This is a genomic window from Massilia sp. (genome assembly GCF_032106685.1).
Taxonomy (GTDB): Bacteria; Pseudomonadota; Gammaproteobacteria; order Burkholderiales; family Burkholderiaceae_D; genus Telluria.
The window spans coordinates 13,418-26,378 of the sequence record NZ_DAMCPG010000006.1 but is presented as its reverse complement, the minus strand read 5'-3'; the positions used below and the strand labels follow the sequence as shown (position 1 = coordinate 26,378).

Here is a 12,961-nt window from a genome sequence, read left to right as displayed (position 1 = left end):
ATCTGCCTCGCCGTCCCGGCTTTCTTTTTATTGAGCAAGAAAATGCCTAAATTTACCGGTTACGTTTCCGACCACACCAAGTTCATCGAAGAACTGAAGTCCAAGACCCCTGGCATGGAACAGCGCCAGATCGAAGGCCGCAACCTGCTGTGGGACAAGGCCCCGATTTCGCTGGACGAACAGGCGCGCATCCAGGAATCGCGCCTGCGCCAGCAGGCTTACCCGTACCAGACCAAGGTCTAAGGTTCCAGGGGCATGACGCCGCACCAGGCCACGCCGGGCGCCGCAGCGCCGGCGGCGCTGGCCGAGCCGAAGCAGGACGCAGGCGCGCCCGACGCCGCCGCGCTCGACGATGTGGCAGCCGCCGCCATTGCGCGGCTGTACGGCGAACCGCTGCTGCGCATGCCCAATGACCTCTATATTCCGCCCGACGCGCTCGAGGTCTTCCTCGACGCCTTCGAGGGGCCGCTCGACCTGCTGCTCTACCTGATCCGCAAGCAGAACTTCAACATCCTCGACATCCCGATGGCGCAGGTGACCCTGCAATACCTGGACTACGTCGAGCAGATCCGGCAAAGCAACCTGGAGCTGGCGGCCGAGTACCTCCTGATGGCGGCCATGCTCATCGAGATCAAGTCGCGCATGTTGCTGCCCAAGCGCCAGGACGACCTGGTCGAGGACGTCGGCGACCCGCGCGCCGAACTCGTGCGCCGGCTGCTCGAGTACGAGCAGATCAAGCTGGCCGCCGTCCAGCTGGGCACGCTGCCGCAGGAAGGACGCGACTTCCAGCGCCCCGCGCTGCCGGTCGAGCAGGGCCTGGCGCCGCTGCTGCCGCAGGTCGAGCCGCATGACCTGCAGCGCGCCTGGCTCGACGTGCTGCGCCGGGCGAAACTGACCCAGCACCACCGGATCGGGCGCCAGGAACTGTCGGTGCGCGAGCACATGTCGGCCATCCTGCGTACACTGCAATCGCAGCGCTTCGTCGAATTCGGCGAACTGTTCGCCGGCCACGCCTCGGTGCCCATCGTGGTCGTGCACTTCGTCGCCCTGCTCGAGCTGGCCAAGGAAACCCTGGTGGAAATCACCCAGGCCGAACCGTTCGCGCCGATCTACGTGCGCCTGGCCTATTCGCCGGCCTGAAGGCCGGGCGCTCCCTACTTACGCACACAACGAACATGAAAATCATCTCCACCATTGACGAATTGCGCGACCAGCTGCGCGGCCAACTGCGCACCGCTTTCGTGCCGACGATGGGCAACCTGCATGAAGGCCACCTGTCGCTGATGCGGCTGGCGCGCAAGCACGGCGACCCGGTGGTCGCCTCCATTTTCGTCAATCGCCTGCAGTTCGGCCCGAACGAGGACTTCGACAAGTACCCGCGCACCTTCCAGGCCGACGTCGAGAAGCTGGAAAAGGAAGGCGTCTACGTGCTGTTCGCGCCGACCGAAAAGGACCTGTACCCGGAACCCCAGGAATACCGCGTACAGCCGCCCGACACCCTCGGCAACACCCTGGAAGGCGAATTCCGCCCGGGCTTCTTCAACGGCGTGTGCACGGTGGTCACCAAGCTGTTTTCCTGCGTGCAGCCGCGCGTGGCCGTGTTCGGCAAGAAGGATTACCAGCAGTTGATGATCGTGCGTAACATGGCGCGCCAGTTCGCCTTGCCGACCGAAATCATCGGCGCCGAGACCTACCGCGCCGAAGACGGCCTGGCCCTGTCCTCGCGCAACATGTACCTCTCGCCCGAGGAACGTGCCGAAGCGCCGGCCCTGTACCAGGCGCTGAACTTCGTCGCCGGCGAGATGCGCGCCGGCCACCTCGACATCTTCTCGGTCGAGCGCGAAGCGATGGCCCGGCTGTCGGAGCGCGGCTGGAAGCCGGACTACATTTCGGTGCGCAAGCGCATCGACCTGCAGCCGCCTTCGGCCGGCGACCTGGCGCAGGGCACGCCGCTGGTGGTGCTGGCCGCCGCCAAGCTCGGCACCACGCGCCTGATCGACAACCTGGAAATCTGAGGACCCACGGCGGCGCTGCATTTTTGCAAATAGTTCTTTATTTTTTGCAACACTATGCACGCCGGTTTATACTGTCGTGCGCCGGCAAGACTGCCGGAGAAATTCGCTGCAAGGACTGTCGCCGTGACCGATTCCCCTTCCCGTCCGCCCCGCAAGGGGCCTCCCCGTCCCGCCGACGTGCTGGCGCGCATCGCGCCCAACGCCTCGCCGCACGAGATGCGCGACCCCTTCGACATCGGCGAAACCTTGACTGCCCTGGCCGATACGGGCGAGCCCCTGACCATCTATCCGGCGAACCTACCCGAGCCGCGGCTGGCGCGCATCGCGTCGGTCGATCCGGAAGAACCGCATTTCGTGCTCGACCTGGTCGGCGACGAACCGATTACCTGCGGCCGCGCGACCTTCGTCGCGGCGCTGGGCGGCAACGCCAAGCTGCAGTTCGACCTCGAAAGCGACTGGGCTGCCCTGCCCGACCAGCCGAACATGGTGCCGGCCGTGTTCCCGGAAGCCTGCCTGGTGCTGAACCGGCGTGCGGCCCAGCGCTGCGATACGCCGCTGAACGGCAGCTACGCCGCCACCTTCGGCCTGCTGAACAAGCAATATGAGCTACCGCTGTGCGACTACTCGACCGGCGGCGTCGGCCTGCGCGCCACGCCCGACCAGGCGGTGGGGCTGCACGTCGGCAAGAAGCTGAAGGGCGTGCGCCTGCAGCTGGGACCGGCGCTGGTGATCGTCGCCGACCTCGAGGTGCGCCTGCTGCGGCCCTTCCGCAGCTTCCTGCTGGGCGAGCAGGTGCAGATCGGCTGCAGTTTCGAGCACATCGAGATGCAGATGCACCAGCAGCTGCAGAGTTTGGTGAGTACGGGCCGCGATCGTCAGCCGGCTTGATCGACGGGTTTGACCTGGTAGGGTGGACGCCTGTGTCCACGCGGTGCGGCGCCTGCATGGACGCGGCATCGACCACGACGTGAATGTCCGCGTGTCGGCTTTGTAGGGTGGGTTCTCGTACCCACGCCGTTGCGGCGCTTGCGATATAGGGTGAAGGCGCGTCTGCACATGCCGTGAGACCGCGTGGGCACAAGTGCCCACCCTACGAAACCTTAGCGACCCAGGACGAGGCCGTGTCAATGCATGTCGTGAGACCGCGTGGACACAGGTGTCCACCCTACAACACCAACCCGATCGCTTATTGCGTCACCGCCTGCGCCCAGGCCAGCGCCGACAGGTGCGCCTTGTTCACTTCCAGCGGAGACAGGTCGAGCGCGGCGGCGAGCGAGCCGACCAGGTTCGAGCTCAGTTCGCAGGCTTCGGCCAGCGCCAGGTAAGGCCCGTACAGGCCGTCGCGCGCGAGCAGCGCGCGCACGACTTCGGCCGGCAGCGGCACGGTGTCGAGCACTTCCTTCATCGGCAGGCCGAGCAGGCGGTCGAGCAGCGAGAACATCCCGGCGACGAACAGGTTCTCGGCCTCGCCTTTGGCCAGCGCCTGCTGGCCGAGCAGCTCGGTCAGGCGCCCGCGCACCACCGCCGTTTCCATCAGCACCGGCGAATAACCGCTGGTGCTGGCGCTGGCCAGCAGCAGGGTCAGCCAGCGGTAGAGCGGCGCGTAGCCCATCAGGGCGATCGCCTGGCGGATCGATTGCACTTCGCGGCCGGCGCCGAAGCCGGCCGAGTTGATGTTGCGCAGCAGCTTGTAGGTCAGCGCCGGGTCACGCTTGAGCAGGCCTTCCAGCTTGGGAATGTCCTCGTTCTCCTGCACCATCTGCATCAGCTGCAGGATGATGGCCTGGGTCGGATTCAGGCCCTTGACCGGGTTGCCCGGGCGCGGCGTCAGGTGCAGCTTGCCGACGAAGGCTTCCAGCCCCAGCGCGGCGCAGGCATCGTAGTCGATCCAGTTGCTCACCGGCCGCCCGATCATGCGCAGCGCGGACTGCTTGGCGGCGGCATAGGTGCGCGCCTGCTCGGCCACGTTGATGCCGGCGAAGCGCATCTCGACGTGGGAAGCGTAGGGCGCCAGGGCCTTGCTGATGTTGCCGACGTCCAGGCCGCGCAGCGAGATGCCGACGCCGCCGGCGCGCACCGCCTGCACGGCGGCGCGGGTGTCCGGGTCGATCAGGTGGCGCGCCTGCAGGCTCAGCACGGTGCGCTCGGGCGGCAGCGCGAACAGCGCGTCGGTCGAGAGCATGGCGGGAACGGCGTCGAGGAACAGGACCTTGTCGCGCAGCAGCCAGCCGTGCTCCTCGTGCTGGACATGGGCGGCGACGAAGCCGACCAGTTCTTCCAGGTCGGCGTCGAGGACGGGCTGGCCGCCCTGCTGCCAGAGCAGCTCGTAGCCGATGACGCGCTGCGCGGGATCGAGCAGCGGTTCGCGAACAATGTAGTTTTTGTGGTGCATGGATCAGGTCGCGAGTTGAAACAGACGGCACGACAATGGTCGGCGACGACGCAGTGCTTGCGTCGGTTGAACGCGGACTCGTCATGCGGGCCGGCGGCCCGCACGACGACGTCCATTCCCCTTAAAAGCCGAGGCTGTCGAGCAGGTCGTCGACCTGGCCCTGGTCGGCCACCACCTCGGTGTTGCCTTCGGGCTTGATCTGCGGCCCGTTCAGCAAACCGTTGTCCAGCTCGCGCTTGATTTCGCTCGGCGCGAAGTCGATCAGCACCTGCACCAGCTGCTTTTCCAGGTCTTGCGCGATCGAGGTGATCTTGCCGATCACCTGGCCGGTCAGGTCCTGGAAGTCCTGGGCCATCATGATGTCCATCAGCTGGCCACGGGTCGCTGCGGCCGCGCGTTCGGATTCGGCGAGCGAGGCCATGGTGCGCTCGGCCAGGGCGCGCCAGCCGGCATCGCCCTCGGGCTGGGCGTCGAGCAGCGCCTGCCACTGGCCGCGCAGCTCGGCGCTGCGGGTTTCGATGCCGTCCTGCATGGGGCCGGCCGTATCGGTGGCGTCCAGCACGCGCTTGGCGGACTGCTCCGACAGGCGCGCCACGTAGTCGAGGCGGTCGCGCGCGTCGGGAATATCGCTGGCGGCCTTCTCGATCAGCTTGTCCAGGCCCAGCCCGCGCAGGCTGTCGTGCAGCGCGCGCGTCATGTGGCCGATGCGGCTCAGCATTTCTTCCTGGGAAGCCGCGTCCAGCGTCTGCTCCGACATGTCAGGCCTTTTCCATCTTCTCGAAGATCTTGTTCAGCTTCTCGTCGAGCGTGGCGGCCGTGAACGGCTTGACCACGTAGCCGCTGGCGCCCGCCTGGGCCGCGGCGATGATGTTTTCCTTCTTCGCTTCCGCGGTCACCATCAGCACCGGCAGCTTGGCCAGCGCGGGATCTGCACGGATGTTCTGCAGCATGGTCAGCCCGTCCATGTTGGGCATGTTCCAGTCCGAGACGACGAAGTCGAACTGCTCGCTGCGCAGCTTGGCCAGGGCCATGACGCCGTCTTCCGCTTCGTCGACGTTGGCGTAACCCAGTTCTTTCAACAAGTTCCGGACGATGCGCCGCATCGTCGAGAAATCGTCAACAACTAGGAAACGCATCTTTGGATCAGCCATGAATTACTCCGTTGATTCTTTTACTATGGTTAGTGTGGCTTGAGGCGCTGCAACAAGCAGCCTCAAGGATAGCATTTTTGTTGCCGTACGGCGATAAAACCGGCGCAAAACACAACGATCCGGATCAAACCCGCAACGCGCGTCCGCCCTGTGCCGCGAGGTGTCCGAGCACCAGTCCCGGCAAGGCTTGCAGGGGCGCCACTTCGTGGGCGGCGCCGATCGCGATCGCCTCGCGCGGCATGCCGAACACGACACACGAGGCCTCGTCCTGGGCGAAATTGTGCGCGCCGGCGTTTTTCATCTCCAGCATACCAGCAGCGCCGTCCTTACCCATGCCCGTCAGGATCACGCCGACCGCGTTCTTGCCCGCAGCCAAGGCCGCCGAGCGGAACAGCACGTCCACCGAAGGCCGGTGGCGGTTGACCGGATCGGTCTGCTCGATCTTCGTCATGTAGTTGGCGCCCGAGCGCGTGAGCACCAGGTGCGAGTGGCCCGGCGCGATGTAGGCGTGGCCCGGCAGGATACGCTCGTTGCCGGCGGCCTCGGTCACGCTGATCCGGCACAGCGAGTCGAGGCGCCGCGCGAACGAGCTGGTGAAGCCTTCCGGCATGTGCTGGGCGATCAGGATGCCCGGGCAATCCGAGGGCATCTGCATCAGGAATTCGCGGATCGCCTCGGTGCCGCCGGTGGAGGCGCCGATGATGATCAGCTTTTCCGAAGAGATCAACGGGCTGCGCAGCGCCTGCAACGCGGTTGCGGGCGCACTCTGGTGCACGCTGCGCGCCTTGACGCGGGCGCGCGCGGCGGCGCGGATCTTGTCGGTGATCAGTTCGGTGTACTCGCGCATGCCGGTCTGGATCGAGATCTTCGGCTTGGTCACGAAGTCGACCGCGCCCAGCTCCAGCGCGCGCATCGTGATCTCCGAGCCGCGCTCGGTCAGCGAGGACACCATCAGCACCGGCATCGGGCGCAGGCGCATCAGCTTTTCCAGGAAGTCGAGGCCGTCCATCTTCGGCATCTCGACGTCGAGCGTGAGCACGTCGGGGTTGTGTTTCTTGATCAGTTCGCGCGCGACCAGGGGATCGGGCGCGGTCGCCACGACTTCCATGTCGGTTTGCGAATTGACGATCTCGCTCATCACGCTGCGGATCAGGGCCGAATCGTCGACGATCAGTACCTTGATTGTCATCGTCTTTCCTTTCGGGGTCAGAACAGATCGATCTCGCCGCCGACGGGCTCGACCTTGAGACGCTTGGCGTAGTCGAGCTCGCGCTTGGCCAGCGTATCGTTCTGGGTTTGCATCAATTTCTTAACTAATACCTTGCCCGTGCGCGGGAAGAAGTACACCTTGCGCGGGTAGATGTCGTTCAGGTCCTCGGCCAATACCGGGATCCGTTCGGTCTTCAGGAACTGCGTTACGAAGGCGGCATTGCGCTCGCCCACGTTCATGGCGGTGAAGCCACGCAGCACGGCGCCGCCGCCGAACACCTTCGCTTCCAGGTGCTCGCGGCGCGCCCCGGCCTTCAGCAGGTCGTTGATCAGGACTTCCATCGCATAGCTGCCGTAACGCATCGAGGCCGACACCGGGCTGCCGGCGTCGCCGCCGCCGTCGGGCAGCATGAAGTGGTTCATGCCGCCCAGGCCGGTGATGCGGTCGCGGATGCAGGCCGACACGCAGGAGCCGAGCACGGTCACGATCAGCATGTTCTTGCCGGTGTAGTAGTACTCGCCCGGCAGGATCTTGGCCGCCTCGACGTCGAAGGTGCGGTCGTAATAGACGTTGGTGGCGAAGTGGCTGTTCGAATGCATGGTGGTGTGCGCTTCAGGCGCCCTTGCCGTTGAGTTCATAGACCGTCTTGCCGCGCAGGCGCAGCGATTCGGAAACGTAGAGGAAATTCTCGGAGTGGCCGGCGAACAGCAGCGCATGCGGCTTCATCAGCGGCACGAAGCGCGCCAGGATCTTGCGCTGGGTGTTCTTGTCGAAATAAATCATGACGTTGCGGCAGAAAATCGCGTCGAACTGGCCGCTCACCGGCCAGCTGTCGGCCAGCAGGTTCAACTGGCGAAACGTCACCAGCTGGCGCAGTTCCGGACGCACCCGCACCATTCCTTCGTGGCGGCCCTTGCCGCGCAAGAAGAAACGCTTGAGGCGCTCCTGCGACATCTTCTCGACCCGCTCGACGCCGTACACGCCCTCGCTGGCCGTGGCCAGCACGTTGGTGTCGATGTCGGTGGCGACGATCTGCACGTTCGGCGTGAGCGTGTTGAACGCTTCGCATACCGTCATGGCGATCGAATACGGCTCCTCGCCGGTCGAGCTGGCCGAGCACCAGATCGTGAGCGGCTCGCCGGCGCGGCCGCGCAGGCGCAGCACGTGCTCGGCCAGCAGCGGGAAGTGGTGGGCTTCGCGGAAGAACGAGGTCAGGTTGGTGGTCAGCGCATTCGTGAACGCTTCCCACTCGTGCTCCATGCGGCCGGCTTCCAGGTCGTCGAGGTATTTCGCGAACGACTGGATGCCGGTGGCGCGCAGGCGCCGCGCCAGGCGGCTGTAGACCATTTCCTGCTTGCTGTCGGCCAGCGAGATGCCGGCCTGGCGGTAGATCAGGGCGCGCACCCGCTCGAAGTCGGCGCGCGTGAAGTCAAATTCCTTGACCGTGTCGGATTTATGTAGCGGCACTTTGCCTTACCTTCGTGTTCGTTGCGGGTGTCAGTACGAGCCCGCGATTGCCTTGCTCGGTGCCCTACCCTGCCCGCCGGTTAAGCGGCCAGCTTGTCGACCAGGCCCATCTCGGCCGACGACATCAGGCGGTCGATGTCGACCAGGATCAGCATGCGCTCGTCCACGGTGCCCAGGCCGATCAGGTAGTCGGTGCTGAAGGCGGTGCCCATGTCCGGCGCCGGCTTGATCTGGTCCGGGGTCAGGGTCGTGACGTCGGACACGCTGTCGACCACCATGCCCATCACGCGGCCGCCGATGTTCAGGATGATGACGACGGTGAACTGGTCGTAGGTCGGGGTGCCGAGATTGAACTTGATGCGCATGTCCACCACCGGGATGATGATGCCGCGCAGGTTGATCACGCCCTTGATGAATTCGGGGGCGTTGGCGATCCGGGTCACGGCTTCGTAGCCGCGGATTTCCTGCACTTTCAGGATGTCGATGCCGTACTCTTCCGAGCCGAGGGTGAAGGCCAGGTATTCGAGTCCGGCGTCGGCGCCCTGCGCCGGGTTATGTTGGGTAATGGACATGTTTTTCCTTTTGTTTTCAATTCATTGACGGGGCCAGCGCCTCGTCGGCCAGCTGGCGCGACGAGCGCACCAGGGCGGCCACGTCGAGGATCAGCGAGACGCCGCCATCGCCCAGGATGGTCGCGCCCGAGATGCCGGACACCTTGCGGTAATTCGCTTCCAGGTTCTTCACCACCACGTGCTGCTGGCCGACCAGGTCGTCGATCAGGAGCGCGGCGCGGCGGCCTTCGGACTCCAGGATCACGACGATGCCCTCGGCCGGGTCCATCGAACGCGGCGCGATGTCGAACACGCCGTACAGCGGGATCAGCGGCAGGTATTCGCCGCGCACCTTCAGCACCTGGCCGCGGCCGGCGATGTCGCGGATGTCCTCGCGGCGCGGCTGCAGCGACTCGACGACGAACCCAAGTGGAAGGATATAGATTTCCTCACCGCAACGGATTGTCATGCCATCCAAAATCGCCAAAGTCAGGGGCAAGGAGATGGAAATCGTGGTGCCAAAGCCACGCGCGGAGCGGATATCGACCGAACCGCCCATGGCCGTGATGTTACGTTTGACAACATCCATGCCGACGCCGCGGCCCGAGACATCGGTCACGATCTCGGCGGTCGAGAAGCCTGGCGCGAAGATCAGCTGCCACACGTCCGAGTCGCTCATGCTGTCGGACACGGCCAGGCCGCTCTGCGCGGCCTTGGCCAGGATCTTCTCGCGGTTCAGGCCGGCGCCGTCGTCGGCCACTTCGATCACGATGTTGCCGCCCTGGTGGCCGGCCGACAGGAACAGGCGTCCCGCCTCCGACTTGCCGGCGGCGGCGCGCGCATCGGGCATCTCGATGCCGTGGTCGATGCTGTTCCTCACCAGGTGGGTCAGCGGATCGACGATGCGCTCGATCAGGCCCTTGTCCAGTTCGGTCGCGGCGCCATGGGTGATGAAGTCGACCTTCTTGCCGAGCTTGCCGGCCAGGTCGCGCACCATGCGCGGGAAGCGCGAGAACACGAAGTCCATCGGCATCATGCGGATCGACATCACCGCTTCCTGCAGCTCGCGGGTATTGCGCGTCAGCTGGGACACCGAGGACAGCAGGCGCTCGTGCAGCATCGGGTCGAGCCCGCTGGAACGCTGCTCGATCATGGCCTGGGTAATGACCAGTTCGCCGATCAGGTTGATCAGCTGGTCGACCTTCTCCACCGAGACGCGGATCGAGGACGACTCGGCGCCCTTCTCGTCCTTCTTGACCGCTTTCTTCTCTTCGTGCTGCTCCACCACGGCTGCCGCCGCCACGACCGCCTTCGGCTGGGCCTCGGCGCCCGCCATCGCGCGGATCTGCTCGATCGGCTGGAAGAAGCCGTAGCCGCGCTCGTCGTCCGAGCGCTCGTCGGTGGCGGCCGGCGCCTCGTCGGCCGGGTCGAAGAAGCCGTAGCCCTGCTCGTCCTCGATGCGGGCCCGCTCGGCCGCTTCCAGCGCGCGCTGTTCCAGCGTGAGCGGCGGCGCCTCGAAGATCTTCAGGTCGTCCGGATCGAGGACAAACGAGCAGATGGCGACGATGTCGTCCAGGCTCTCGTGGGTGCTGATGATCAGCGCGCTGCGCCCGCCCTCGAGCGGCGTGACCGAGACCCGGCCCATCAGGCCGAGTTCATCCACCAGGGCGTTGATGTCGCGCTGGGCGACGCTGGGCAGCTCGATCTTGTAGCGGTGCGCGCCCTCGCCGGTCTGGGCTTTCGGCTCGGCGTGGAGAAACGAAGGCGCTACCAGCGAAGCGACCGGCACCAGGCCCTCGGACAGGTCGTGCAGCACCATGCGCACGTTGGCGACCGTGTCCTGGTCGACCGCGGCGCCGTTGCGGTGGCCGTCGAGTTGCATCTTGAGCGTGTCCTTGGCGGCCAGGAAGGCATCCACGTGCTGCGAGGTGAGCGCCATCTCGCCCTTGCGGATCCGGTCCAGCAAGGATTCCAGCACGTGGGTGACCTCGCTCATGTCGGTAATGCCGAAGGTCGAGGCGCCGCCCTTGACCGAGTGGGCGGTGCGGAAGATCGCGTTCAGGTCTTCGGCGTCGGGCGCGGCCACGTCGACCGCCAGCAGCAGCCGCTCCATTTCGGCGAGCAGCTCTTCGGCCTCGTCGAAAAAGACCTGGTAAAACTGGCTGATGTCGATCGTCATGGCGAAATCCAGTGGGGCAGGCGATGCATCCGCATCAGCCGATCACTTTTTTGACGACCTCGATCAGGCGCTGCGGGTCGAACGGCTTGACCAGCCAGCCGTTGGCGCCGGCCGCACGGCCCTTCGATTTCATTTCGTCCGAGGACTCGGTGGTCAGCATCAGGATCGGCACCTTCTGGTACTCGGGCAGGCCGCGCAGCTGCTTGATCAGCGACAGGCCGTCCATGCGCGGCATGTTCTGGTCGGTCAGGACCAGGTCCACGGTCTGCTGGCGCGCCTTGTCCAGGCCGTCCTGGCCGTCGACCGCTTCCACCACCTGGTAACCGGCCGCCTTCAGGCTGAACGCCACCATCTGGCGCAGCGAACTCGAATCGTCGACCGCGAGAATTGTTTTAGCCATGTTTTGCTCCTGCTGTTTTCTGTGCCCGGTACACTGCCGGGGATGGTTGTTGTGGTGGGCGAACCGTCAGAACAGTTCGATATCCCCGCTTTCGAGATGCCGCTGCTCGACCGACTTGCGCAGCACGCTGCGCAGTTCGAGCGACTGGATGGCCAGCGCCATGCTGACCTTGCCCAGGCGATCGACGATTTCCTCGCTGCCCGTTTCCGGCGCGATGTCCGAGCCATGCTCGCCCAGCGTGCCGAGGAATTCGCGCAGGCCGGTCACGCGCTTCAGGGTGCGGTCGATCAGCTGGCTGGTCATGTCCTGGAACTGCATGCTGGTGATCGCCGTGTTCACGTGGCCGCCGATCTCGCCGCTCATCTCCGCCAGCGCGGCGCTGTCCTCGGGACTGGGCGTGCCGCCCGCCAGCAGGCGGTCGATCGCTTCCTGGCGCGCGCCGACCGCGCTATGGATGGCCATGAAACTGCTGGTCAGCTTTTCGATCGCTTCCTCCAGCAGCAACTCGGTCTGCAGCAGGTCGGTCTCGACCTCGCTGAGGTGGCGTCGCCCGTGCGCCGACACGCCGGACAGAAGCCGCTTCACGTGCGAGCCCAAAATCTTTTTTCTTGTCATTATTGTCCTCCTGTCAGACGAGGCAGCTTATTGCGTGGCCGCGGTGACGGCTTTCGCCGCCGCCTCGCCGTCCTCGGCCGGCACGTCGAGCGTGGCGGCGTCGCGCATGACGGCGTCCTCGGTACGCTTGTTCATTACGATGATGCTGATGCGGCGGTTGATCGGGTTGAAGGGATCGGCGCGGTCGAGCGGCGCGGCCGCGGCCAGCCCGACCACGCGCAGGATCTTCTCGTCGGCCAGGCCGCCCACCACCATCGCGCGGCGCGAGGCGTTGGCGCGGTCGGCGGACAGCTCCCAGTTGCTGTAGCCGGCGTCGCTGTAGTACGGGGTCGAGTCGGTATGGCCCGACAGGCCGATCCGGTTCGGTACGTCGTTCAGCACCATGCCCAGCACTTCCAGGATGTCGCGGGTGTAGGGCTGCAGCTGGGCCTTGGCGAGCGCGAACATCGGGCGGTTCTGCTCGTCCACGATCTGGATGCGCAGGCCTTCGCTGGTGATGTCGAGCAGCAGCTGGTTCTTGTATTTCTTTAAGGTCGGATTCGCCTCGATGATCGACTCGATCTTGGTCTTGAGCGTACGCAGGCGCTCGCCCTCGGCGCGTTCGAGCGCGGCCTTGGCCGCGTTCAGGTCATAGGTCTTGTGCTCGGGCGGGGTCTCGCCATGCTTGACCTGGCCATTGCGGCGCGTCAGGTCGGCGCCGCCGCCCTTGATGACCGAGGAACTGTCGCCCGAGCCCGAGCCGCCCGACATCGCCACCTTCAGCGGGTTCTTGAAGAAGTCGGAGATGCCCTCGAGGTCGCCCTTCGAGGTCGAGCCGAGCAGCCACATCAGCAGGAAGAAGGCCATCATCGCCGTCACGAAGTCGGCGTAGGCGATCTTCCAGGCGCCGCCATGGTGCCCGCCGGCGGTCTTCTTGATCCGCTTGACGATGATCGGGCGCATTCCTTCGTCGGCCATGGGTACTCGTGTAGGTCAGTGAAT

At 65.4% G+C, this 12,961-nt stretch carries 15 protein-coding genes; 4 read left to right on the top strand and 11 right to left on the bottom strand.

Annotated features, from left to right (window positions below; all coding sequences use genetic code 11):
* Positions 1–42 precede the first annotated feature (42 nt).
* The 4 genes from RT688_RS05625 (at position 43) to RT688_RS05610 (ending at position 2,903) form a co-directional block, all read left to right on the top strand.
* A complete protein-coding gene (locus RT688_RS05625; protein WP_313703867.1) occupies positions 43–243 on the top strand; it encodes a DUF3460 family protein in 201 nt (66 codons plus the stop codon).
* A gap of 12 nt (positions 244–255) precedes the next feature.
* The gene (locus RT688_RS05620; protein ID WP_313703866.1) at positions 256–1,140 is read left to right on the top strand and encodes a ScpA family protein; all 885 of its coding nucleotides are present in this window, start codon (positions 256–258) and stop codon (positions 1,138–1,140) included.
* Positions 1,141–1,175: 35 nt separating this feature from the next.
* Positions 1,176–2,015 carry a pantoate--beta-alanine ligase gene (gene panC / locus RT688_RS05615; RefSeq protein ID WP_313703865.1) on the top strand — a complete coding sequence of 280 codons (840 nt, stop codon included), beginning with the start codon at positions 1,176–1,178 and terminating at the stop codon, positions 2,013–2,015.
* Between the two features lie 123 nt (positions 2,016–2,138).
* Entirely contained in the window at positions 2,139–2,903 is a 765-nt protein-coding gene (locus tag RT688_RS05610) for a PilZ domain-containing protein (protein ID WP_313703864.1), read from the top strand.
* Between the two features lie 298 nt (positions 2,904–3,201).
* Here the strand turns inward: RT688_RS05610 and RT688_RS05605 are convergent, their stop codons facing one another.
* From RT688_RS05605 to motB, 11 genes are all read right to left on the bottom strand, one after another.
* Positions 3,202–4,407, bottom strand: coding sequence for an HDOD domain-containing protein (locus RT688_RS05605; RefSeq protein ID WP_313703863.1), 1,206 nt, complete (start codon positions 4,405–4,407; stop codon positions 3,202–3,204).
* A gap of 121 nt (positions 4,408–4,528) precedes the next feature.
* Positions 4,529–5,164, bottom strand: coding sequence for a protein phosphatase CheZ (gene cheZ / locus RT688_RS05600; RefSeq protein ID WP_313703862.1), 636 nt, complete (start codon positions 5,162–5,164; stop codon positions 4,529–4,531).
* 1 nt (position 5,165) lies between these two features.
* Positions 5,166–5,558, bottom strand: a complete 393-nt coding sequence (gene cheY / locus RT688_RS05595) for a chemotaxis response regulator CheY (protein ID WP_192052371.1) — start codon at positions 5,556–5,558, stop codon at positions 5,166–5,168.
* 124 nt (positions 5,559–5,682) lie between these two features.
* On the bottom strand, positions 5,683–6,747 hold the full coding sequence (locus RT688_RS05590) for a chemotaxis response regulator protein-glutamate methylesterase (RefSeq protein ID WP_313703861.1): 1,065 nt from the start codon (positions 6,745–6,747) through the stop codon (positions 5,683–5,685).
* A gap of 17 nt (positions 6,748–6,764) precedes the next feature.
* Positions 6,765–7,367: a chemoreceptor glutamine deamidase CheD gene (cheD, locus tag RT688_RS05585; protein WP_313703860.1), complete on the bottom strand. Its 603-nt coding sequence runs from the start codon at positions 7,365–7,367 to the stop codon at positions 6,765–6,767.
* Positions 7,368–7,380: 13 nt separating this feature from the next.
* On the bottom strand, positions 7,381–8,235 hold the full coding sequence (locus tag RT688_RS05580) for a CheR family methyltransferase (RefSeq protein ID WP_313703859.1): 855 nt from the start codon (positions 8,233–8,235) through the stop codon (positions 7,381–7,383).
* An 80-nt stretch (positions 8,236–8,315) separates the two neighbouring features.
* A complete protein-coding gene (locus RT688_RS05575; protein ID WP_312550554.1) occupies positions 8,316–8,807 on the bottom strand; it encodes a chemotaxis protein CheW in 492 nt (163 codons plus the stop codon).
* A 16-nt stretch (positions 8,808–8,823) separates the two neighbouring features.
* On the bottom strand, positions 8,824–10,965 hold the full coding sequence (cheA, locus tag RT688_RS05570; RefSeq protein WP_313703858.1) for a chemotaxis protein CheA: 2,142 nt from the start codon (positions 10,963–10,965) through the stop codon (positions 8,824–8,826).
* Positions 10,966–10,999: 34 nt separating this feature from the next.
* Positions 11,000–11,365: a response regulator gene (locus RT688_RS05565; protein ID WP_313703857.1), complete on the bottom strand. Its 366-nt coding sequence runs from the start codon at positions 11,363–11,365 to the stop codon at positions 11,000–11,002.
* A 66-nt stretch (positions 11,366–11,431) separates the two neighbouring features.
* Positions 11,432–11,980 carry a chemotaxis protein gene (locus RT688_RS05560; RefSeq protein WP_313703856.1) on the bottom strand — a complete coding sequence of 183 codons (549 nt, stop codon included), beginning with the start codon at positions 11,978–11,980 and terminating at the stop codon, positions 11,432–11,434.
* Positions 11,981–12,007: 27 nt separating this feature from the next.
* On the bottom strand, positions 12,008–12,937 hold the full coding sequence (gene motB / locus RT688_RS05555) for a flagellar motor protein MotB (protein WP_313703855.1): 930 nt from the start codon (positions 12,935–12,937) through the stop codon (positions 12,008–12,010).
* Positions 12,938–12,961 lie beyond the last annotated feature (24 nt).

Excerpts from the sequence above, each read along its gene's own strand:
- cheZ (WP_313703862.1), bottom strand. The coding sequence starts at position 5,164 with ATGTCGGAGCAGACGCTGGACGCGGCTTCCCAGGAAGAAATGCTGAGC.
- panC (WP_313703865.1), top strand. The coding sequence starts at position 1,176 with ATGAAAATCATCTCCACCATTGACGAATTGCGCGACCAGCTGCGCGGC.
- cheA (WP_313703858.1), bottom strand. The coding sequence starts at position 10,965 with ATGACGATCGACATCAGCCAGTTTTACCAGGTCTTTTTCGACGAGGCC.
- cheD (WP_313703860.1), bottom strand. The coding sequence starts at position 7,367 with ATGCATTCGAACAGCCACTTCGCCACCAACGTCTATTACGACCGCACC.
- RT688_RS05625 (WP_313703867.1), top strand. The coding sequence starts at position 43 with ATGCCTAAATTTACCGGTTACGTTTCCGACCACACCAAGTTCATCGAA.
- cheY (WP_192052371.1), bottom strand. The coding sequence starts at position 5,558 with ATGGCTGATCCAAAGATGCGTTTCCTAGTTGTTGACGATTTCTCGACG.
- RT688_RS05590 (WP_313703861.1), bottom strand. The coding sequence starts at position 6,747 with ATGACAATCAAGGTACTGATCGTCGACGATTCGGCCCTGATCCGCAGC.
- RT688_RS05575 (WP_312550554.1), bottom strand. The coding sequence starts at position 8,807 with ATGTCCATTACCCAACATAACCCGGCGCAGGGCGCCGACGCCGGACTC.
- RT688_RS05560 (WP_313703856.1), bottom strand. The coding sequence starts at position 11,980 with ATGACAAGAAAAAAGATTTTGGGCTCGCACGTGAAGCGGCTTCTGTCC.
- RT688_RS05565 (WP_313703857.1), bottom strand. The coding sequence starts at position 11,365 with ATGGCTAAAACAATTCTCGCGGTCGACGATTCGAGTTCGCTGCGCCAG.
- RT688_RS05620 (WP_313703866.1), top strand. The coding sequence starts at position 256 with ATGACGCCGCACCAGGCCACGCCGGGCGCCGCAGCGCCGGCGGCGCTG.
- motB (WP_313703855.1), bottom strand. The coding sequence starts at position 12,937 with ATGGCCGACGAAGGAATGCGCCCGATCATCGTCAAGCGGATCAAGAAG.
- RT688_RS05605 (WP_313703863.1), bottom strand. The coding sequence starts at position 4,407 with ATGCACCACAAAAACTACATTGTTCGCGAACCGCTGCTCGATCCCGCG.